The sequence below is a fragment of the Exiguobacterium sp. KKBO11 genome (assembly GCF_001644945.1).
In the GTDB taxonomy this organism is placed as follows: domain Bacteria; phylum Bacillota; class Bacilli; order Exiguobacteriales; family Exiguobacteriaceae; genus Exiguobacterium_A; species Exiguobacterium_A abrahamii.
Window position 1 is genome coordinate 183,084 of the sequence record NZ_LUCU01000044.1, and the last position, 20,709, is coordinate 203,792.

Annotated in this window: 20 protein-coding genes and 1 riboswitch; of the genes, 11 read left to right on the top strand and 9 right to left on the bottom strand. The window is 48.4% G+C overall.

All coding sequences use genetic code 11. The annotated features are described in order from the left end of the window. Positions 1 to 14: 14 nt before the first annotated feature. Complete coding sequence (locus AYO36_RS13660; protein WP_064300744.1) at positions 15 to 884, bottom strand: PDZ domain-containing protein; 870 nt, start codon at positions 882 to 884, stop codon at positions 15 to 17. A gap of 135 nt (positions 885 to 1,019) precedes the next feature. Between AYO36_RS13660 and AYO36_RS13665 the strand changes: the two genes are divergently transcribed. Further along, positions 1,020 to 1,850: an SDR family oxidoreductase gene (locus tag AYO36_RS13665; protein ID WP_064300745.1), complete on the top strand. Its 831-nt coding sequence runs from the start codon at positions 1,020 to 1,022 to the stop codon at positions 1,848 to 1,850. A gap of 139 nt (positions 1,851 to 1,989) precedes the next feature. Further along, on the top strand, positions 1,990 to 3,162 hold the full coding sequence (locus AYO36_RS13670) for a M20 family metallopeptidase (protein WP_064300746.1): 1,173 nt from the start codon (positions 1,990 to 1,992) through the stop codon (positions 3,160 to 3,162). Between the two features lie 67 nt (positions 3,163 to 3,229). On the opposite strand, the gene AYO36_RS13675 is transcribed toward AYO36_RS13670, so the two are convergent. Further along, entirely contained in the window at positions 3,230 to 3,577 is a 348-nt protein-coding gene (locus AYO36_RS13675; RefSeq protein ID WP_064300747.1) for a WapI family immunity protein, read from the bottom strand. Positions 3,578 to 3,662: 85 nt separating this feature from the next. Between AYO36_RS13675 and AYO36_RS13680 the strand changes: the two genes are divergently transcribed. Next, positions 3,663 to 4,088 (top strand): DUF1801 domain-containing protein, encoded by a 426-nt coding sequence (locus AYO36_RS13680; RefSeq protein WP_064300748.1) that lies wholly within the window; start codon positions 3,663 to 3,665, stop codon positions 4,086 to 4,088. Between the two features lie 49 nt (positions 4,089 to 4,137). Here AYO36_RS13680 and AYO36_RS13685 read toward each other — a convergent pair whose 3' ends face one another. Both AYO36_RS13685 and AYO36_RS13690 read right to left on the bottom strand, forming a co-directional pair. Beyond that, positions 4,138 to 5,376 carry an MFS transporter gene (locus tag AYO36_RS13685; protein WP_023469805.1) on the bottom strand — a complete coding sequence of 413 codons (1,239 nt, stop codon included), beginning with the start codon at positions 5,374 to 5,376 and terminating at the stop codon, positions 4,138 to 4,140. Between the two features lie 26 nt (positions 5,377 to 5,402). Next, on the bottom strand, positions 5,403 to 5,858 hold the full coding sequence (locus AYO36_RS13690) for a CBS domain-containing protein (RefSeq protein ID WP_035395501.1): 456 nt from the start codon (positions 5,856 to 5,858) through the stop codon (positions 5,403 to 5,405). Positions 5,859 to 6,039: 181 nt separating this feature from the next. Here AYO36_RS13690 and AYO36_RS13695 point away from each other — a divergent pair, with 181 nt between their 5' ends. After that, complete coding sequence (locus AYO36_RS13695) at positions 6,040 to 6,462, top strand: MarR family winged helix-turn-helix transcriptional regulator (RefSeq protein WP_035395500.1); 423 nt, start codon at positions 6,040 to 6,042, stop codon at positions 6,460 to 6,462. A gap of 68 nt (positions 6,463 to 6,530) precedes the next feature. On the opposite strand, the gene mmuM is transcribed toward AYO36_RS13695, so the two are convergent. The 4 genes from mmuM to AYO36_RS13715 all read right to left on the bottom strand — a co-directional run bounded on the left by mmuM (position 6,531) and on the right by AYO36_RS13715 (position 11,720). Next, positions 6,531 to 7,466: a homocysteine S-methyltransferase gene (gene mmuM / locus AYO36_RS13700; RefSeq protein WP_064300749.1), complete on the bottom strand. Its 936-nt coding sequence runs from the start codon at positions 7,464 to 7,466 to the stop codon at positions 6,531 to 6,533. Further along, entirely contained in the window at positions 7,441 to 8,844 is a 1,404-nt protein-coding gene (locus AYO36_RS13705; RefSeq protein ID WP_064300750.1) for an amino acid permease, read from the bottom strand. The genes mmuM and AYO36_RS13705 overlap by 26 nt, the downstream gene beginning before the upstream one ends. Before the next feature lie 77 nt (positions 8,845 to 8,921). Next, positions 8,922 to 9,023, bottom strand: a riboswitch (SAM riboswitch). Between the two features lie 109 nt (positions 9,024 to 9,132). Next, entirely contained in the window at positions 9,133 to 10,599 is a 1,467-nt protein-coding gene (locus AYO36_RS13710) for a polysaccharide pyruvyl transferase family protein (RefSeq protein WP_064300751.1), read from the bottom strand. Between the two features lie 206 nt (positions 10,600 to 10,805). Then, a complete protein-coding gene (locus tag AYO36_RS13715) occupies positions 10,806 to 11,720 on the bottom strand; it encodes a ketopantoate reductase family protein (protein ID WP_064300752.1) in 915 nt (304 codons plus the stop codon). A 182-nt stretch (positions 11,721 to 11,902) separates the two neighbouring features. On the opposite strand from AYO36_RS13715, the gene AYO36_RS13720 reads away from it, so the two are divergent. The 6 genes from AYO36_RS13720 (at position 11,903) to ahpF (ending at position 19,274) form a co-directional block, all read left to right on the top strand. Further along, complete coding sequence (locus AYO36_RS13720) at positions 11,903 to 12,619, top strand: GntR family transcriptional regulator (RefSeq protein ID WP_064300753.1); 717 nt, start codon at positions 11,903 to 11,905, stop codon at positions 12,617 to 12,619. After that, complete coding sequence (gene gntK / locus AYO36_RS13725; RefSeq protein WP_064300754.1) at positions 12,612 to 14,153, top strand: gluconokinase; 1,542 nt, start codon at positions 12,612 to 12,614, stop codon at positions 14,151 to 14,153. The genes AYO36_RS13720 and gntK overlap by 8 nt, the downstream gene beginning before the upstream one ends. Positions 14,154 to 14,177: 24 nt before the next feature. Further along, a complete protein-coding gene (locus AYO36_RS13730; protein ID WP_055969735.1) occupies positions 14,178 to 15,524 on the top strand; it encodes a GntP family permease in 1,347 nt (448 codons plus the stop codon). A gap of 20 nt (positions 15,525 to 15,544) precedes the next feature. Further along, positions 15,545 to 16,945 carry a decarboxylating NADP(+)-dependent phosphogluconate dehydrogenase gene (gnd, locus tag AYO36_RS13735; RefSeq protein ID WP_064300755.1) on the top strand — a complete coding sequence of 467 codons (1,401 nt, stop codon included), beginning with the start codon at positions 15,545 to 15,547 and terminating at the stop codon, positions 16,943 to 16,945. A 221-nt stretch (positions 16,946 to 17,166) separates the two neighbouring features. Next, on the top strand, positions 17,167 to 17,730 hold the full coding sequence (gene ahpC / locus AYO36_RS13740) for an alkyl hydroperoxide reductase subunit C (protein WP_023469815.1): 564 nt from the start codon (positions 17,167 to 17,169) through the stop codon (positions 17,728 to 17,730). Between the two features lie 14 nt (positions 17,731 to 17,744). Further along, a complete protein-coding gene (ahpF, locus tag AYO36_RS13745; RefSeq protein ID WP_050678558.1) occupies positions 17,745 to 19,274 on the top strand; it encodes an alkyl hydroperoxide reductase subunit F in 1,530 nt (509 codons plus the stop codon). 42 nt (positions 19,275 to 19,316) lie between these two features. Here ahpF and AYO36_RS13750 read toward each other — a convergent pair whose 3' ends face one another. Further along, entirely contained in the window at positions 19,317 to 19,886 is a 570-nt protein-coding gene (locus AYO36_RS13750) for a hypothetical protein (protein WP_064300756.1), read from the bottom strand. A 250-nt stretch (positions 19,887 to 20,136) separates the two neighbouring features. On the opposite strand from AYO36_RS13750, the gene AYO36_RS13755 reads away from it, so the two are divergent. Continuing rightward, entirely contained in the window at positions 20,137 to 20,679 is a 543-nt protein-coding gene (locus AYO36_RS13755; RefSeq protein ID WP_064300757.1) for an ECF transporter S component, read from the top strand. The last annotated feature ends 30 nt before the right edge of the window (positions 20,680 to 20,709 follow it).

Below are 20,709 nucleotides of genomic sequence, written 5' to 3' on the forward strand. Positions count from 1 at the left end.
GTTCGAAATATCTGTCAATCTCCTTTTGCACTGTATGTCGTAACTTTTTCAAGGACAATCATTCCAATTTGACGTAAGTGTTCTGCTGACCCGTAGGTGCCATGGCTAACGCCGTTTTCATCCTTTCGATTACCGAGACCGATGAACTGCTCACTCGGTTTGAAGTGGAGTCCGACGACGGGTACCTGAAATCGTGACGAGAAGCCGACTTGAAAAATCGCGTCCGGATAATCCGTTGGTCGATAGGTTGTCCAATCGATATCTGGTTCGAGCTTCGCAAATCGTTCCGTGTGCTCCTTACCGAGCAGGATGATTCCTTTTATCGAAAACAGTTCAAGCAGGCGTAACAAAAATGTCTGACCGAATGGACTATCTTCCAACACGCTGCGTTCTTTGATCGCTCCCATGTAGTGGTGTGTCGGAAACGGGAAAAAATCCAAGTGAATGACTGGATCAAACGTCTTTTCGTAAAACGACGCACCGAGTCCGTTCAAGAATCCTTCGAGCTTACCGCCACCTGGTCGACCGAACCAGGTCCGGTACACATTTGGTTGTTTAAAGTAACGATTGAAGCGCCGGATCGAATCCGTCAGCGTTTTCTCCTGCAGATAATCCTCCCATGCCATCGACTTCGGACGTATGAAAAGCGGACCATGCTCGGCAAATCGTAATGTACCTGTTCGGTCTAAAAACTGCGATCGAGATGGGTTCGTCGCGATCGTCACCCAACTGCTACGCGTCGCATCACCAAACCAGAGGACCGGTGTCGTTTGGTCGATCAATTCACTTGCGAATGCACTCTTCTCGAGTGTTATTTGGTACTGGACGGCTTCGTGTAATAATTTTTTGGCAAGTTGCCATTGATCGGATGTCAGCGTTCTCATCTCCCTCTATACAGCGATTGTGCTGTTGTAGATGTACCCCCTATCCTCTATCACTAGACGCATCGATGGGTTTAATCTCCATTTCTCCGGGAATGTTTCATAAGGTGAACGATACGACTTAGGAGGGATTTAACAATGGGTAGACTCGATCAAAAAGTAGCTGTCATTACCGGCTCGGCAACAGGGATTGGACAAGCGACTGCACTTGTCTTCGCAGAACAGGGAGCAACGGTCGTCTGTGCCGATGTCTCACTTGAAAAAGCACAACAAACAGTAGAACAGATTACACAACAAGGTGGGAAAGCGGAAGCCGTCCATGTCGATGTCTCAGACGTCGAGAGTGTCGAGCAACTTGCGAAGCACGTCAAAGAGACATACGGTACGATCGACATCCTCTTCAACAATGCCGGAATCGATGAACAAGGCGGGAAAGTCCACGAGTATCCAATCGATCTCTTCGACCGGATCATCGCGGTCGACTTGCGCGGTACATTCCTCGTCAGTAAATTCTTGATTCCACTCATGCTTGATAACGGTGGTTCAATCATCAATACGTCATCGATGTCTGGTCGCGCAGCTGACTTGAACCGATCCGGTTATAACGCAGCGAAAGGTGGGATTGCGAACTTCACGCGCGCGATGGCAATCGATTATGCGCGTCATGGCATTCGTGTCAATTCGTTATCACCAGGAACAATCGAAACACCACTCATCGATACACTTGTCGGTGAAAAAGAAAAAGAGCAAGGCAAACAGTTCCGCGATGCGAACGCTTGGATTACGCCACTCGGACGACTCGGTAAACCACGCGAGATGGCAACGGTCGCCCTCTTCCTCGCTTCTGACGACAGCTCATATGTCACAGGTGAAGATATCACAGCAGACGGTGGCATCATGGCTTATACATGGCCGGGAGAGATGTTGATTGATTCGAAGTGGAAAGACGAAGCAGAAAAAAGTGAATGAGCAAGGTACGGTGTAACCCTCTGGTTGCACCGTTTTCTTTTATCTCAAGACGTTCAGCTCCGTAAATTATTTTCCGAATTCGTTTACCTCCCTGAAGTATTTTTATCAGGGTACAGGATAGGTAAAGGGGGAAATACTTATGCAAACAGCAATTACTTACTTACAACGATGTCTTCAAATTCCAAGCGTTAATCCGACGGACGGAGAGGAAGCCGTTGCACGTTATGTGTACGATGTACTAATTGATCATCACATCTCGACAGAATGGATCGAAGTCTCACCTAAACGGATTTGTCTCGTCGCGACCGTTCCTGCGAGTGAAGAGGTTTCACGCCCTTCCGTACTCGGGCTATCTGGTCATCTCGATACGGTTCCTGTTCAAGGAGACGGCTGGACGAAAGATCCATACGGTGGTGAAATCGAAGACGGACGCATTTATGGTCGTGGGGCTTCGGATATGAAGTCAGGTGTCATGGCGATGGTGCAAGCGCTCATTCAATACAAGGAACGTCAAAACCGTCCGAACACCGTCAAACTTCTGATTACATCCGATGAAGAAAATGGCATGACAGGAGCTCGGCATTTGACGGAACAAGGGCATGCGGATGATTTAGATGCTCTACTGATCACAGAACCGACGAGTGGGATGATCGGTTATGCACAAAAAGGGGTCGTTGGGATTGAAGTAACATGCCGTGGGAAAAGTGCACATAGCTCTGCCCCGCAACTTGGACGTAATGCGATTGATGACGTATATCGCGTCATCCAAGAAGTGAAGTCGGAGCGTTTTTCGATCACGACGAATCATCACTCGGCACTCGGTCCGGTCGTGGCGTCAATCACATCCATAACAGGAGGCGAAGGACCAAACGTCGTTCCGAGTCAGGCTTCGTTTTATATGGACATCCGGACGATTCCGGGATTCGGTCGAGCGGACGTTCTTGCTGCCTTTACGGATATCGAGCGTCGACTTGTTGCAGAAGATCCTGACTTTGATATGAGCGTGATCGTCATCAAGGATATTCCTTCCTGTGAAACCGATGAACAAGCGCCTTTCTTGCAGCAGGTCGCAGATACGATGGAGCAGGTCAGCGGCGTGACACCACGAAAAATCGCGATTCCAGGTGGAACGGATGGTGCGATGTTCAGCCAAGCAAAAAAAGCATTCCCAATCGCGATTGCTTCTTTCCATGATTTCCGTCTCGCGCATCAAGTCGATGAGTCGATTCCGTTATCCGAATATGAACAAACGATTGCGTTTTGCTTCAACTTGATCAACACACCATTACATCAACCTCTTTCATCACACTAAATAAAAGAAGGGACGACATTCGGGTGCAATACCCAAAGTCGTCCCTTCTACTTTTACTGTGTCTAGTTTAGTACACACCAAGCTGTGCCAATGCCTCACTTAAATAACTTTGATCACTGCGAAACTGATGACTCGTTTGTCCGTCAGACCAACTGATGAAGACACGACCAAGCCGGTCATATCGTAAACGGAGACGTATCACGCCCTGCTCAAATACGACTTCTCCCTGTAACGATTCATGAACATGGGCAAAATCACGGATGAACAGATCATATTCGTCGAATGAAACTGAAATGTCGTGTTTACTATCTTGTCCCGTCATCTGAATCGTTAGTTCACCTTGCTTTGGATACACGTGTAAGATGTCCCACGATATACTGTCTTCTTCTCCTCGAAACACGATGCGATGCTTCATTCGATTTCCACCTCTGAGTTACAGGATATTTACTAGCCTTTCTCGAAAGTAACCGATATCTTCTTCATCCGAAAGGAATCTGCTTATGTCTGATACGCCAAAGACAGGTCCTACCGAACAGTCCGTTGATGCCTTTTTGGCACAAGTCGAACCGCCACTACGTCAAGCAGATGGTATCACGTTACGTCAGTTCTTCGAAGATGTCACGGGATACGAAGCCGTCATTTGGGGGTCTTCCTTGATTGGTTTTGGTGCCTATCATTATCGCTATGCCTCCGGTCGCGAGGGCGACAGCTTTTATGTGGGGTTTTCTCCGCGCAAGACGAACCTCGTCCTTTACCTCGCGCTTGGTGAAGACGATGTATCGGAACGACTGCTTGCTAGTCTCGGTACGTATCGACGCGGTAAGTCCTGCCTCTACGTCAAACGACTGACTGACATCGATTTAGACGTTCTTCGGGAAATGATTGAGCACTCGATCCGCACGTTACGAGACATGTACCCTTCTTGATTTCAATCAAAAACAGCCGAAGCAGATTCGCTTCGGCTGTTTTTTGAAATTAATGTCCGCCTTCCGTCCGATCGATATGGCGGATGTGTTTGAGATTGACCCCGATGATGATGACGGATAAGAGGACAAAGCCACTTCCGACATAAAATGGTAGGTTTGCGTTGAAGATTTCAGCCAATTTCCCGGCCATGAATGGCGCGATGGCTGCCCCGAGAAAACGTAGGAAACTGTATGCCGCAGATGCTGTCGAACGTTCGACAGGTGCTGCGTCCATGACAGCTGTCGTGATGAGCGTGTTGTTATTCCCAAGCACGGCTCCCGCCAAGATGACACAGACGATGACGACGGCTGGTGTTTCCGTGAAGATCCCCATTAATAGAAGCAAGATTGCGAATGTGATCAACATCATGACCATCGCTTTGATTGTTCCGAACCATTGTTTCAGTTTCGGAGCCGTTAAGACCGATGTGATCGCAAGCAACATTCCCCAGCCGAGGAAGACGAATCCGAGTCCTTGCGCTGGTAATTTCATGACGAATGGCGCATAGGCCATGATCGTAAAGAACCCCACGTTATAAAGCGCTGCAACGATTCCGAGTGTCAAGAGCGAACGATGCTTCATCGCTTGGAACGGTGCTTTTAACGATAACTTCTGTTTCGGTGCAGCAGATGCTGCTGGTTTTGGCATCAAGAAGAGCAAAACGAGGAACGCGATAACCATGATTGTCGCAACACCCATGAACGGGGCGCGCCATGTGATTGAACCGAGCGTTCCACCTAACAATGGTCCAATCGAAATCCCAAGACCAACGGCTGCTTCATATAAAATGATCGCTTTGGCTGTTCCGCCTGACGATAAGGAAACAATCGCAGCGAGTGCAGTTGCGACGAATAAGGCGTTCCCAAGCCCCCAACCACCGCGTAACGCGACGAGCGTCCAGATGCTGTCTGCTTGTGAAGCAAAACCAGCAACGGTTGCGATGACGGCGATTCCGAGCATCAACGTTCCTTTTTGACCAATCCGTGATGAGATCGCGCCTGTAATCAACATCGCGAATGCCATGACGGCGTTATAACTTGTAAATAAGAGCGTTACTTCACTTTTTGACGCTTCTAAATTCTCGGCAATCGTCGGTAAGACCGGATTGACGAGCCCCATTCCCATGAATGCTGTGATACTGGCGAAAAAGACTGCCCAGACAGCAACTGGTTGATGGAATAATCCATGTTTGCTCTCTGCTAATACCGTTTCCGGCTCAAGCGTCGTTGTTTTTTCAGCAAGTGCCATAGTGTCCCTTCTTTCTATTGGATGTGTTACATGAACTGTTTAAACGAATGGCGGATGACGTCGCCTCGACTAATGATCCCAACAAGCCGTCCTGCTTTAAGGATTGGAAGCTTTTTGATCCGTTTTGCGCCGAGCGTTGCTGCAATCTCTTCCATTTCTGTGTCAGCGTCCGCAGTTACGACTTTCCGGCGTGCCAGTTCCATGACAGGTCGATTCAAGATATGACGAATCCGATCTTCATAATCTTCTTCGTCTCCTTTGATGACATCTACATATAAGAATGTATCGACGATGATGTCCTTGTGTTTTCCGATCGCGCGCATGATATCTCCATCACTGATATACCCGACGACCTCCTGCTCAGCATTGATGACAGGAACGCCGCTAATACCAGATTGAATGAATCGTTCGATGACCGTCCGAATCAGATCTGTATCGTTTACCGTGATGACCTCTTGTTTCATCGACTCATAAGCTTTCATCTGAATTCTCCTTTGTCGTTCGTTTTTCATCTACGAAAGTTGTATGATACAATTAAAAGAACAAAAATGATTGTATAATACAACTACAACTCTGTCAAGCCTCCTGCTTTTCGCATTGACAGCTTATCCACATTGGGTAATCATGAGGGACAGAGAGACTTTTTGAAAGGGGAGATACCCGATGTCTCAACAAGCACTCGAAACCATTGAATTGGAGTTAGCAATCCTGATCCGGCGCTTGACGACAGCGACGGCAGACAATCGCAATTTAGATCGTGCTTCCTACCTCTTACTGCGACAACTAGCGGATTCCGGCAACGTCGGTGTCAAAACACTTGCCCGTGAACTTCAGCTTGATGTCTCGACCGTCAGCCGCCAAGCTGCAGCGCTCGATCAGAAGCAACTTGTGGAAAAAGTAAAAGATCCGACAGATGGTCGTGCCTTCTTCTATCATATTACGGATAAAGGACAAGAAGAGCTCACGATTTACCGGACAGCGCGCCTCGCGAGCATCGAACGTCTCCTGACGGATTGGCCATCGGACGATGCCGAAGATTTTGGACGTCTATTGCAACAATTCAACCGTGCCTTGCGCGAGCGGTAACAAAATCACACCATTTAAAGGAACGGACGCGAAATCAATCGATTTCGCGTCCGTTTTTTCGTCATTCTTCATGATGTATGAGAAACCTGACAAACCAAACGAATTTGTGCGATGTGTTCAGGTGACGTTCGGCAACAACCACCGATCAATCGTGCCCCTGCCTCATACCATGTCTTCGCGACGGTTTGGAACGATGTACACTGATTCGTACCCGACCATGTTTTTGCGACCGGATCATAAACCTCACCGGAGTTCGGATAGACGATGATTGGCACGTCCGTCAACGCCTTGACGTGACGAATAAAGTCGGTCGCGTAAGATGCCGGAAAACAATTTGCACCGATTGCTGCGAGCTGTGGATGTTGTCCAATTGTCTCGATGCACGTCGCAAGTGCCGTTCCTTCACTAATGTGCGTCGCATCTTGAAGCGAAAACGTCAGCCAAGCGGACACTTCCGGATACGCTTCGAGAATCCGGAACAATACGACAGCTTCCTCGAGCGACGGAATCGTCTCAAATGCCAGCAGATCAGCCCCCGCTTCAATCAATGCTTCAATCCGTGGTCTGTGGAAGGCTTCTAGCACATCTGCTGACACTCCATAATGACCGCGATACTCAGAACCATCTGCTAAGTAGGCACCATAAGGACCCACTGATCCTGCGATTAATGCGTCACTCTTTCCGCTACGCGTGCGTGCGTTTTGCGCCAAGGTGACCGTTTGTCGAATCAGCGACTGTGCTTCCTCTGTCGTGATATGACGTTGCTTGAATCCTTCGATACTTGCTTGATAGCTTGAAGTGATGGCAACATCGGCACCTACTTCAAAGTAGTCACGATGGACGTGCTCGATCTGTTCCGGTGCTTCGATTAAGAGACGTGCTGACCAAAGTGGGTCGTTCAGGTCGAATCCCTTCTGTTCAAGTTCGGTTGCAAGGGCACCATCTAAAATGAGAAAGGGAACTTCCTGTAATCGTTGATCAACTGGATTTTTGATTCGGGACATCTTCAACACTCCGTTTCTGAGAAGAATTCGTGAACGCATGAACGATATAACAGATCACGATGAATGGAATACCACAGTACAAGGCGATTCGTTGTGTCGGATCAAATCCGATACCAATCAGAGAAATCAAACAAACGACGAAAGCGGCGATCGGTACGAATGGAAAGAGTGGTGTGCGATAGACCAATTCGTCGACCGTATGCCCTTCGCGGAGAAATTGTTTCCGGAAGCGATACTGAGCAATGCTGATACTCATCCAGACGACGACGACAGCGAGACCGGAAATCGAGACGAGCGCGATATAAACACTTCCTGCTGCATAGATGCTAGACAGCAAGGCAAGTCCTCCGCCAAGCATGCTGAACAATACAGCTCGAAGTGGAACCCCACTTGGCGTCACCTGGGCGAAAAAGCGTGGAATCATGCGTTCGTTCGCAAGCGACCAGAGCATCCGAGAAGCGGCGTAAAGTCCAGAGTTCGCTGCCGACAAGATCGCTGTCAAAATGACGAAGTTCATCACATCTGCCGCATACGGAATTCCGATCCGTTCAAACACGGCGACGAACGGACTTTCGAGCACACCCTTCCCATCCGTTGGCAATAAGACGGCTAATACGATGATCGTACCGACGAAAAAGAGGACGAGTCGCAAAATCGTCGTCCGGATCGCAAGCGGAATCGTCCGTTTCGGATCGACTGCTTCACCCGCTGCGACACCGATTAGTTCCGTTCCCGAGTAAGCAAAGTTCACAGCAAGCATCGTCATGAAGATGACGAAAGCTCCATTCGGAAACAATCCGCCTTCGGTTAACGAAGAAAAGAATGGGGCCGGGCTACCATCTTGTAAGGGAATGAAACCAACGATCGCTCCCGCACCAAGTAAAATGAAAGCAATGATCGTCACGACCTTGATGGCGGAAAACCAAAACTCGACTTCAGCGAACACGCGAACCTTCAAGACGTTGATACCAAGGATCATCGCAGCGAACAAGGCGCTGAACACCCAAACCGGAATCGACGGGAACCAACGTTGCATTAAAATGCCTGCTGCCGTGAATTCTGAACCAAGGGCGACCGTCCACGTCAGCCAGTAGAGCCAGGCCACTGTATAACCGGTGCCGGGTCCAATGTACTTCGTTGCGTACTTATGGAATGATCCGGTTTCCGGCATGTGCACGGCGAGTTCACCGAGACTTAACATGACTAAGTAAACGACGACGGCCCCAATCAAATACGATAAAATCGTTCCGACGCGTCCTGCTTGTTCCAACGTATAACCTGTACTTAAAAATAATCCTGTTCCAATGACACCACCTAACGACAGCATGATCAGATGACGTGATTCCATCTTGCGTCGAAACGCTCCGCTCGTTTTCATGAATCCATTTCCTCCTCGTTCCACCTATTCCAAACAAAAAACGCATCCTCACGGATGCGTCGGTCGACAATTCGGAAATCTTATCGATCGGGTGCAGCACCCGCAGGAATTAGCACAGTATCTTTCGACCTGTTGCTGAGGTTTCATAGGGCCAGTCCCTCCACCTCTCTGGATAAGTATGTAATTGTTCCTAACCCTATCAAGTCTTTTTCAAATTGTCAACACAATTCAGAATACTCCTATCAAAAAAAACATTCCGCATCGTATCGATCCGGAATGTTTGGAGGTTTATTTTTTGGCGAATAAATCCGCTGTTTTCAAGGCTGCACGAACCGCTTTCCGATTCAATGTTCCTTGCTGGTGCTTCATTTTCTTCGTTTGGGCAGCCAATTGCGCTTTGAGCGCCGCAATCTCTTGATCCTTTTGAGCCGTTCCTGTTTGTTTCTGTAATGCTTTGATTTTCTTATCTTTTTCAGCTAATTGTGCTTTTGTTTGTTTTTGCGCATCCGCAATCTTCTTCTCTTGTTCCGGGAAGAACCGTTCAAAACGAGCGACTGCTTCCTCAAGACTTACGCCAGAGATCGGTTGGACTGGTGGGAGCAACTCGGTTTGCGCCATTTGACGGTCAAACGGTACATTCTCAGGATAGTTCGTCTCTTGATAGATATGCTCAAGATTGTTCACGTTCAAGAAGTCAACGAAGTTGTCGAAGTTACGCGCTTGAACACGTGCCGGACTTTGGAAGTCAGCGCTTGCTACGACGTCGGATAATTGTGTATCCGCTGTGATGTCGTTCGCCCAAATGTGCGTCAACTGATGGTAATCCGTCAATTCGCGCATCCGTGCATCTTTTGGAATGAGGATACTCGGCGTACCTGCAAGCGTTGCTGTGATGTTTCCGTGCAAGCGCGCACCAAAACTAAGGTCTGCTTGTCCGATGAAATCGAACCATGTCTGTGCGTTCAAGAAGAAACGAACCCGATCATTCATGTAAGCAGGATCCGACATTTTCACCGGATAGTTCGTCACTGAAAGATCTGCAATCGGGTGCGTCCCTGTATACGTCAACTTCAGTTCCTTCATCCATTGGGGAATGAAGTAATGATTTGGATACTCTTCCATCCCACGTGTAATGAAATCGAGGACGTTTTGTGGAGCTAAACGTGACGAGTTGACCGTAATCATCGACTCAGGTGTGATGTTCGTTTCACGGATGTGCAAATCACGACCGAACGCGTACATCGAAGGACATCCGATAACGCGATGATCGATCCCTTCGCGGAAACCAAGACGTGTTAAGTATTTCGACGTGATCTCCCCGCGAAGACCCAGCATGCTCGAGCGCTCGAGAACGGCACTGACGAACGCTTTGACATCTTCATCGAATGGGAATCCACCATCTAAGTCTGGTTCAAACGGTGCACGTAACCCTACACCGATGACGACGACTGGAATTTTTAATTTTTTGATGAGACGTGTATATTTCCGTAACGTCGGTACGAATTCTTTTCGGAATGCATCCGCTAACGGAATGACATAAAGATCAAAGTTGGCATTGATTTCGTCTGCCCGTTCTTCGTCGTAATAGTAATAGTCAGGTGTAATCGTCGTACCTTCTGTCATCAACGTCCGAAAGATACTGTATTGATAGATAAGATTTCCAACGTTTCCTCCAATGGAATTATGTTTCATCAAATAAGGAGCATCGAACTGTTCGAATGGTGTCATACCTGCACGAATAATAATACGTTTCATAATGGATAAACTTCCCCTCTCGTCTGCTTCATTCGTCCTTGCAAGAAAAAAAATACGGAAAAATATATTATCAGTTTTTTTCAATCTCATTAAGAATAGATGAACTTTATTTCGGAAGTCAACGATTCCTAAGGGAAACAGGTCTTTCGTCATCAAAACGAAACATTTGCACCACACCATCATTTTTCTAAAATAGAAAAATGTGACTATTTAATCGTTTCGAGATACATGCGTAGATTCGCTTCAACTAATTTCAAGGCATGCATCTGATCAGTCGTAGCAGGCTTTAATAATTCACTGAAAAAATGTTCCACTTCGACGGGCTGACCCTTTTCCATGTCCCGTAACATCGATGATTTCATCGTATCTTCCATTGCATGCATCTGCTTCAGCAAGACCGCTTCTACATCGTCATTAAAGACTGCCCCTTGTTTTTCCATCGCCTGTTTCGCTTCCGCCATGACGTCTAGGATCATTTGATGTCCAACAGCTTCTTCCCGAATCGGACCGATTGCTGAGCGAAATAGCGTCGTCACGCCCGCGAATGTCGAAATGAAGAGATACTTTTGCCACATGTCATCCATGATATGCATCGAATACGTCATTGGTGCCTTCGCTTTCGCAAAACACGCTGCGATTTTCTCTAGACGCGCTGTTGGTTTACCGGTTCGTGAACCAAATAGCAGCCGATGCGACGGGCTTGTCTGTACAATGCGCCCTTCTGCATCAAGCGTCGACTCAATAAAGCAAAGACCGCCCAAAACTCGATCTTCTCCAAAGACTTCTGTTAATCGTCGAATGTGCTGCATGCCGTTCAACAAAGGAATGATATACGTCTCGCTCGAAACGAATGGCGCGAGGTCCTGTAGGACGTCATCTAAGTGATAGGCTTTCGTCGAAAGCAAGATGACATCAAATGCACGATCCGGTCGCATGTCTCGTGTTATCAACTGAGGCGTAATCGTCATATCGCCATGAGGACTAGTGATGTGTAGTCCTGTTTTTTGTAGTTGTTCATATCGATTCGAACGGACGAGGAATGTCACCTGCTCCCCTTGCTCAGCAAGACGACCTCCGAAATAGCCTCCAACTGCCCCTGCACCTACAACTAACATGTTCATATGTACTATCTCCTCCTTACCCGTTCTGTGCGTTGCTTACTCCTTCACCCTAACATATTTGGAACCGATTTCCTGATTTCTGCGTGGATCGATCCGTTTTAAGTTAAGCGTTTGCATTTTAGAAAAAAACGTATATACTAACTTGTATACAAGTATACTCACTTTAGAAATCAGGTGATTCCATGTCAGAAATGTTATACCCCTTGAAATGGTTATCAAAAGCCTCCGCCGGAGATCGTGTTGCACACGAGCTACGGATGCGCATCATTTCAGGAAGGATTGAAAGCGGTACCATCTTATCTGAGAACAAATTAGCCTCTGATTTTTCAGTCAGTCGCTCGCCTGTCCGTGATGCATTAAAGGTCCTTGCATCCGAACAATTGATTCGTCTCGAGCGGATGGGAGCAGTCGTCGTCGGTTTGTCCGAGCGCGACATTCAGGAAATCTATGATGTCCGGCTACTCATCGAAACGTTTGTCTTCGAGCGACTCGTCAAAATCGAACGGGCAGAACTCGTCCGGGAACTCAGTAAGATTCTCGAAATGATGAAGGTTGCCATCAAATACAAGGATGCCGATGAATTCTCCTTCCAGGATGTACTGTTTCATGAAACAATCATCCGCTCGATTGATCATGGATATGTCAGCATGATTTGGCAAAATCTCAAACCGGTCATGGAAAGTTTCATCCTCCTATCGATGCGGGTACGATTCGAGGAAGACATCGAAGACTTCGAACGCATCCTCGCGAACCACGCCTTGTACATCGAAGCGATCGAGACAGGCGACCGTGAACGGATGGTTGCTTCCTTACATCAGAACTTTGATGACGTCCAGGAAGTCGAAGATCTCTGGAAAACGCAACAAATGATGTCGAAAGGAGTCGATTCACATGACTGAATACATGTTAGGCGTCGATATCGGAACGACGAGTACGAAAGCGGTCTTATTTACGACAAAAGGAGAGGTCATCGGACAAACGAACGTCGGTTACCCGCTCCATACACCGAATCGCTCGACGGCGGAGCAGGATCCGGAAGAAATTTTTGATGCTGTACTCGAATCGATCCGCTTGATCACGAAACGTCATCCGAGCATGCCACCAAAGTTCGTCGCGTTCAGTAGTGCGATGCACAGCTTGATCGCAATGGACGCACAACATCAACCATTGACTGCCTGCATCACGTGGGCTGACAGCCGGAGTGAAGCATGGTCGAACAAGATCAAGGAACAATATGGTCTATCGATCTATCACCGGACCGGAACACCGATTCATCCGATGTCGCCGCTCAGTAAAATCAGCTGGCTTGTCGATGATCGTCCGGAGCTCCACGCTCAAACGAAAAAATATGTTGGGATCAAGGAATTCGTGTTCCAAAGACTGTTCGGCAGATATGTCATCGACCACTCTCTCGCTTCAGCGACCGGTCTCTTCAACATTCATGAATTAGGCTGGGATACGGGCGCGTTACACGTCGCAGGGATCGATGCAAGCTACTTATCGGAACCCGTACCGACGACGACGACATGTACCGGACTGAATGCTGATTACGCACGACAAATGGGACTCTCCGTCGATACGCCGTTCCTAGTCGGTGCCAGTGACGGTGTCCTTTCTAACTTAGGTGTCAACGCGATTCGCAAAGGGGAAATTGCGATCACGATCGGAACGAGCGGTGCCATCCGAACGATCATTGATCGTCCGCAGACCGATGAAAAGGGACGGACGTTCTGTTACGCGCTAACCGAGAACTACTGGGTCATCGGCGGACCCGTCAATAATGGTGGAATGGTCTTACGGTGGATCCGAGACGAACTCGCTTCAGCCGAAGTCGAGACAGCAAAACGCCTTGGCATCGATCCGTACGCTGTTTTGACGAAGATTGCCGAACGCGTCCGTCCTGGATCCGACGGGCTATTGTTCCATCCTTACTTGTCCGGTGAACGAGCGCCGCTCTGGAATCCGGATGTCAGCGGTTCGTTCTTCGGTTTGACGCTCTCACATAAAAAAGAGCATATGATCCGGGCGGCACTAGAAGGCGTCATCTACAATCTCTATACCGTCTTCCTCGCCCTAATCGAGTGCATGGACGGTCCCGTGACACGGATTCAGGCGACGGGTGGGTTTGCCCGGTCCGAAGTCTGGCGCCAAATGATGGCGGACATCTTTGAATCAGAAGTCGTCATTCCGGAAAGTTTTGAAAGTTCATGTCTTGGTGCTTGTATTCTCGGACTGTATGCGACAGGGGAAGTCGATTCGTTCGAAGTCGTCTCTGAGATGATCGGGGAAACGCATCGCCATGTACCAAATGAAGAAGCGATGCATGAATATCGTCAGCTCTTACCAATTTTCATTAGTCTAGCGCGGACATTGTCTGAGGATCACAAACGAATCGCTACGTATCAACGGAGCTTGATTCAAGAAGAAAACTAACTTAATCTTTTGGGGGAAGTCATCATGCCTTTAGTCATCGTAGGAATTGGGATTGTCGCATTGCTCGTTCTCATCATGGGGTTGAAATTAAATACGTTCGTCTCACTCATCATCGTTTCCTTTGGCGTTGCACTACTACTCGGCATGCCGCTCGATCAAATCGTCAAGACAATCGAAGCCGGTATCGGAGGAACGCTTGGTCACTTGGCACTGATCTTTGGTCTCGGTGCCATGCTTGGAAAGCTGATTGCTGACGCCGGGGGGGCGCAGCGAATCGCCATGACGCTTGTCGCCCGATTCGGGGAAAAGAACATCCAGTGGGCGGTCGTCGTCGCTTCGTTCATCATCGGGATCGCCCTCTTCTTCGAAGTCGGACTCGTCCTGTTGATTCCAATCGTCTTTGCGATTTCACGTCAGCTCCGCGTCTCGATCCTGTATCTCGGGATCCCGATGGTCGCAGCACTATCTGTCACGCACGGCTTCTTACCACCTCACCCGGGTCCGACCGTCATCGCTGGGGAGTATAAAGCCAATATCGGGGAAGTCTTATTGTATGGTTTCATCGTTGCTGTTCCGACAGTCATCATCGCTGGTCCTATCTTTACAAAAATCGCCAAACGACTCGTTCCTGAATCGTTTACACGGACAGGTAACATCGCGTCACTCGGGGAACAAAAAGAATTTGATTTAGACGAGACACCAGGCTTCGGTATCAGTGTTTTCACGGCGATGCTACCGGTTCTCTTGATGTCGGTCGCAACGATCTTCACGCTCTTACAAGAAACACTCGGCTGGGGTGAAAACAGTGTCATCTCGGCAATCGAGTTCATCGGGAACGCCTCGACGGCGATGTTGATTTCGTTACTCGTCGCGGTCTACACGATGGGGATCGCGCGTAAGATTCCGATGCAAACGGTCATGGAGTCTTGTACGACGGCAATCGCCCAAATCGGGATGATGCTATTGATCATCGGTGGTGGCGGTGCCTTTAAACAAGTCTTGATTGACGGCGGTGTCGGGAAATACGTTGCCCAATTATTTGAGGGATCAGCGTTATCCCCGATTCTACTCGCTTGGTTGATTGCTGCGATTCTCCGGATCTCACTTGGTTCCGCGACAGTCGCTGCCCTATCAACGGCAGGTCTCGTCATTCCGTTACTGGAGCAATCCGACGTCAACTTAGCGCTCGTCGTTCTCGCGACTGGTGCAGGTAGTCTGATCGCTTCACACGTCAATGATGCAGGCTTCTGGATGTTTAAAGAGTATTTCGGATTATCATTAAAAGAAACGTTTGCGACATGGACTGTGCTTGAGACGATCATTTCCGTTTGTGGACTTGGGTTCGTTCTTCTCCTCAGCCTCGTCGTCTAAGAAAAGGAGTCGTTCTACTTATGCAACATTCTATCGGAGTCATCGGGCTTGGCGTCATGGGACGCAACCTGGCACTGAATATGGCGAGTCATCAAGAAGAAGTCGCCATCTATAACTACACACGTGATTTAACGGACGATCTCGTCGCACATGATGAGGGACTACCTCTTCATCCGTACTATGACATTGAAGCATTCGTTCAATCACTCGCTCGCCCACGTAAAATCTTTATGATGGTCACGGCTGGTAGCGCGATTGATTCAGTCATCGAATCGTTGCTTCCGCATCTCGAAACAGGCGATATCATCATGGATGGTGGGAACTCTCACTTCCTCGATACAGAGCGTCGTTTCGACGAGTTACAACGCCACGGGATCGAATACATCGGTGTCGGTGTATCGGGTGGTGAAGTCGGTGCGCGGACCGGTCCTGCGATCATGCCTGGTGGATCGAAAGAAGCTTACGAACATGTCGCACCAATCTTGACGAAGATCGCCGCTCACGTCGAAGGAGATCCATGTTGTGTTTATATTGGTCCGAAGGGCGCTGGTCACTTCGTCAAGATGGTCCATAACGGGATCGAGTATGCGGACATGCAACTGATCGCTGAAGCGTATAGCTTCCTCCGTTTCCGTCTCGGACTCGACGTCACGGAAGTCGCGGACATCTTCGCCGAGTGGAATGCAGGCGAACTGAAGAGTTATCTGATTGAGATCACAGCGGACATCCTCCGGAAAACGGATGACGAGACAGGGCAACCGTTGATTGATGTCATTCTCGATCAAGCCGGTCAAAAAGGAACCGGAAAATGGACGAGCCTGCAAGCCATTGATAATGGGATCGCCTCTTCGATCATTACGGAAGCCCTGTTCGCGCGTTACCTTTCAGCTATTAAAGAAGAACGCGTCGCAGCATCTGCTGTCCTAAAGGGACCAGAAGACTTGTCAACGCTTGAGCGAGACGAGTGGGTCGAACGGATTCGTCAAGCGCTTTATATGGGGAAAGTCGCCGCATACGCGCAAGGCTTCACCCAGTACCGGACGTCGTCTGAGTTGTATGACTGGAACTTACGCCTCGAGGAGATCGCCTTGATCTTCCGTGGTGGATGTATCATCCGGGCCGACTTCTTGAACGTCATCAGTGAAGCATTCAAAAATGATGCGAACCTCTCGAACTTGATGCTCGCCCCGTTCTTCGCTGAGAAAGTACAGGCGTATCAAGAATCGTTACGTCACGTCGTTGCCGAGGGTGCGTTATCTGGTTTTGCGCTCCCATCTCTATCGACGTCACTGACGTATTACGATAGTTACCGGACAGCGAATTCAAATGCCAACATGCTGCAAGCACAACGCGATTATTTTGGTGCTCATACGTATGCACGGACAGACCGCGAAGGGATCTTCCACACGGACTGGCAATAAAGAATACAGCTCCCGACTCCTGTTTCATTTAGGAGTCGGGATTTCTTTTTTTGTTCACACAATCTTTCCTGAAATAAGAAATTGCCGATTATACCTTGACAAAAGTGTTGGTCTATATGAAATTAGTATTAGATTAGAATTATTCTAGTGTGATAAATACAGATTGTTTGTATGCACTAGAACAGATTCTAAATATAGAACCCTTGAGGAGGATTTTTATCATGTCTTTAATCGGAAGTGAAGTAAAACCATTCAGCGCATCAGCATTCCACAACGGAGAATTCGTTGACCTAACGGATGCCAACCTTCGCGGTAAATGGAGTGTCGTATGTTTCTACCCTGCAGACTTTACATTCGTTTGCCCGACAGAACTCGAAGATCTCCAAAACCAATACGAAACACTCAAAGCGCTTGACGTTGAAGTTTACTCTGTCTCAACAGATACGCATTTCACACATAAAGCATGGCACGAAACATCAGAAACAATCGGTAAAATCGAGTACGTCATGATCGGCGACCCATCACACGTCATCTCACGTAACTTCGAAGTCTTGAACGAACAAGATGGTCTTGCTGACCGTGGTACGTTCATCATCGACCCAGACGGCGTCATCCAGACGGTTGAAATCAACGCAGGCGGTATCGGTCGCGATGCAAGCACGCTCGTCAACAAAATCAAAGCAGCACAATACGTACGTAACAATCCAGGCGAAGTCTGCCCAGCGAAATGGGAAGAAGGCTCTGCAACACTCACACCAAGCCTTGACCTCGTCGGAAAAATTTAAGGAGCGGATTCGCGATGGCTTTAGCACCAGACATTAAAGCACAACTCGCGCAATACCTCGAGCTTCTCGAAGGCGATCTCGTCCTAGCGGTTAGCGCTGGGACAGACGCCGTCTCGCTTGAGATGAGCGCACTCGTCGAAGAGATCGCAAGCATGACACCACGCATCTCCGTCGAGCAGGCAAGCCTTCCCCGGACACCAAGTTTCACAGTCAACCGTGTCGGTGAGACAAGCGGCATCACGTTCGCGGGAATTCCACTCGGTCATGAGTTCACGTCCCTCGTTCTCGCTCTGCTACAAGTCAGCGGTCGAGCACCGAAGGTCGATGCGGACGTCATCAAGCAGATTCAAGGCATTCAAGAAACGTACCACTTCGAGTCGTACATCAGCTTGAGCTGCCACAACTGCCCAGATGTCGTACAAGCATTGAACGTCATGAGCGTCCTCAACCCGAACATCAGTCACACGATGATTGATGGCGCGGCATTTAAGGAAGAAGTCGAACAAAAAGAGATCATGGCTGTTCCGACGGTCTTCGTCAACGGCGAAGCGTTTGGTAACGGACGGATGTCACTCGAAGAAATCTTGGCGAAGCTTGGCACAGGTGCCGATGCTTCTGATTTCGCTGATAAAGATCCATACGATGTCCTCGTCGTCGGTGGTGGTCCAGCTGGATCGAGTGCCGCCATCTATGCAGCCCGTAAAGGCATCCGGACAGGAATCGTCGCAGAACGCTTCGGTGGACAAGTCATGGATACGATGAGCATCGAAAACTTCATCAGCATGAAATACACGGAAGGACCAAAACTCGTCGCAAGTCTTGAGGAGCACGTCAAGGAATATGGCATCGATGTCATGAACCTGCAACGAGCAACTCGTCTTGAGAAGAAGGACCTCCTCGAGCTCGAGCTTGAGAATGGTGCTGTCTTGAAAACGAAGAGTTTGATCCTTTCAACAGGTGCACGCTGGCGTAACGTTGGTGTCCCAGGCGAACTCGAATTCAAGAACAAAGGCGTCGCCTACTGCCCACACTGTGATGGTCCGTTGTTCGAAGGAAAACGTGTCGCAGTCATCGGTGGCGGAAACTCAGGGATCGAAGCAGCAATCGATCTCGCGGGAATCGTCAAGCATGTCACGGTCCTTGAATTCGCACCGGAACTAAAAGCCGATGCTGTTCTTCAAGAACGCCTCGCTTCTCTTCCGAACGTCACGGTCGTCGTCAACGCACAGACGAAGGAAATCACAGGAACGGACAAAGTAAACGGTATCACGTACATCGAGCGCGAAACGAACGTCGAGCGTCACGTTGAGCTCGAAGGTGTCTTCGTCCAGATCGGTCTCGTACCGAACACGGACTGGCTCGGTGAAACAGTGAACCGTAACAAGTTCGGTGAAGTCCAAGTCGATCGCCACGGCGCAACGAACGTACCAGGCGTTTTCGCAGCAGGAGACTGCACGGATAGCGCGTATAAACAGATCATCATCTCGATGGGATCTGGTGCAACAGCTGCACTGGGTGCTTTCGACCACTTGATCCGGAATTAATGCAAAAGAGCGGAACTCAGACGAGTTTCGCTCTTTTGTATTTCAATAGTAGATTTCACCAACAGATGAACAATGAAATTCTTTCGTGATGTGATGTCTAGTTAAGATACCTTGCTTCGCGTATGTACCACTGACCGTTACGACCATCGTTTGTCCTGCATCGATTCGGGTACCATCAAATCCTTTCTGTGTCCAAATGCCATCATTGATGGCTTGAGACGTCATCGAAAAGACATCAGAGAACCACTGTCGCTCACTTTGCTCCAAAAGCTCCGTTTCGAAATTCCCCGTGATCCGAACTTCTTTTCCACCTTGTGTTCGTTCAAGTGCTCGTTGACCATCTCCATAAATACTCAGTTGAACATGCAACGGCTTTAACCGCTTGACTACTCGTTCCTGAAAACGTTTTGGCGAAACCCAGTCCTCGTCTGCGAATTGATTTGCTGCAAGCAATGTGACGTCCGCATTTTCCTGTGTCCGATTTATTTTCTCCACGATTTTTTCATATGCTGCGTAATAACGTTGATGTTGTGTCGTCTGGTCCTTTGCCTCCGATATGACTGGTGACAACGAAGCAAGTATGACAACGGCTGTCGCGATTTGATATTTCATTGACTTCCCCTTCCTTTCGCTGTTCATTGTACGAAAAAAACGAGGAATAGATTCGAAAACGACAACCGTTTTGGAGATTTTTTCATTTAAGACTGTATGAATAGATTAAACTCTTTTGGAATTAAGAACAAATGACGACTTTTTAGTCAATCTGACCCCTATAAATAATTCAAAGTTGACACTTTTGACTAGTCCAGGCATCTGATAGATTGAAGATATCTTAAAATCTATCATAAAGAAGGTTAGCCACATGCAAAAAGCAGCACCGTATTCTAGCACTCGTACCCGCCAGCTCGTCATCACTGCGATGTCAATCGCACTTGTTCTTGTTGCGACACTATTCATCAATATCAAATTGCCAATCGCTTCAAGCGGTGGTCTCGTTCATATGGGAACAGCAATGCTCTTTCTCATCGCGATTTTATTCGGTCCACGGACAGCACTGATTGCCGGAGCAATCGGTATGGGATTATTTGATCTTATCAGTGGATGGACACTCTGGGCTCCATTTACAATCGTAGCTCGAGGACTCCAAGGATATATTGTCGGGCGTATCGCCTGGTCTTCGCGATACAAAGGAGACAACCCTGGCTTAAATATTTTTGCAATGATTGTTTCTGCTCCTGTCATGCTTGCTGTTTACTATATTTGTGAAGGTATTCTTTACAGCAACTGGGTCGCACCAGTCGCTTCAATTCCAGGAAACATCACACAAAACGTCGTCGGAATCCTCGTTGCGATTCCAGTCGGGATTGCACTGAAGAAAACGCGTTTCTTCCGTAACTTCCGCTAAATCCAAAAAAACCGTCCGGCTCCTCGTAGA

Excerpts from the sequence above, each read along its gene's own strand:
- AYO36_RS13730 (WP_055969735.1), top strand. The coding sequence starts at position 14,178 with ATGCCTTTAGTCATCGTAGGAATTGGGATTGTCGCATTGCTCGTTCTC.
- AYO36_RS13675 (WP_064300747.1), bottom strand. The coding sequence starts at position 3,577 with ATGAAGCATCGCATCGTGTTTCGAGGAGAAGAAGACAGTATATCGTGG.
- AYO36_RS13690 (WP_035395501.1), bottom strand. The coding sequence starts at position 5,858 with ATGAAAGCTTATGAGTCGATGAAACAAGAGGTCATCACGGTAAACGAT.
- AYO36_RS13680 (WP_064300748.1), top strand. The coding sequence starts at position 3,663 with ATGTCTGATACGCCAAAGACAGGTCCTACCGAACAGTCCGTTGATGCC.
- ahpC (WP_023469815.1), top strand. The coding sequence starts at position 17,167 with ATGTCTTTAATCGGAAGTGAAGTAAAACCATTCAGCGCATCAGCATTC.
- AYO36_RS13705 (WP_064300750.1), bottom strand. The coding sequence starts at position 8,844 with ATGAAAACGAGCGGAGCGTTTCGACGCAAGATGGAATCACGTCATCTG.
- AYO36_RS13660 (WP_064300744.1), bottom strand. The coding sequence starts at position 884 with ATGAGAACGCTGACATCCGATCAATGGCAACTTGCCAAAAAATTATTA.
- AYO36_RS13710 (WP_064300751.1), bottom strand. The coding sequence starts at position 10,599 with ATGAAACGTATTATTATTCGTGCAGGTATGACACCATTCGAACAGTTC.
- AYO36_RS13665 (WP_064300745.1), top strand. The coding sequence starts at position 1,020 with ATGGGTAGACTCGATCAAAAAGTAGCTGTCATTACCGGCTCGGCAACA.
- gntK (WP_064300754.1), top strand. The coding sequence starts at position 12,612 with ATGACTGAATACATGTTAGGCGTCGATATCGGAACGACGAGTACGAAA.
- ahpF (WP_050678558.1), top strand. The coding sequence starts at position 17,745 with ATGGCTTTAGCACCAGACATTAAAGCACAACTCGCGCAATACCTCGAG.
- AYO36_RS13715 (WP_064300752.1), bottom strand. The coding sequence starts at position 11,720 with ATGAACATGTTAGTTGTAGGTGCAGGGGCAGTTGGAGGCTATTTCGGA.
- AYO36_RS13695 (WP_035395500.1), top strand. The coding sequence starts at position 6,040 with ATGTCTCAACAAGCACTCGAAACCATTGAATTGGAGTTAGCAATCCTG.
- mmuM (WP_064300749.1), bottom strand. The coding sequence starts at position 7,466 with ATGTCCCGAATCAAAAATCCAGTTGATCAACGATTACAGGAAGTTCCC.
- AYO36_RS13755 (WP_064300757.1), top strand. The coding sequence starts at position 20,137 with ATGCAAAAAGCAGCACCGTATTCTAGCACTCGTACCCGCCAGCTCGTC.
- AYO36_RS13670 (WP_064300746.1), top strand. The coding sequence starts at position 1,990 with ATGCAAACAGCAATTACTTACTTACAACGATGTCTTCAAATTCCAAGC.
- AYO36_RS13685 (WP_023469805.1), bottom strand. The coding sequence starts at position 5,376 with ATGGCACTTGCTGAAAAAACAACGACGCTTGAGCCGGAAACGGTATTA.
- gnd (WP_064300755.1), top strand. The coding sequence starts at position 15,545 with ATGCAACATTCTATCGGAGTCATCGGGCTTGGCGTCATGGGACGCAAC.
- AYO36_RS13720 (WP_064300753.1), top strand. The coding sequence starts at position 11,903 with ATGTCAGAAATGTTATACCCCTTGAAATGGTTATCAAAAGCCTCCGCC.
- AYO36_RS13750 (WP_064300756.1), bottom strand. The coding sequence starts at position 19,886 with ATGAAATATCAAATCGCGACAGCCGTTGTCATACTTGCTTCGTTGTCA.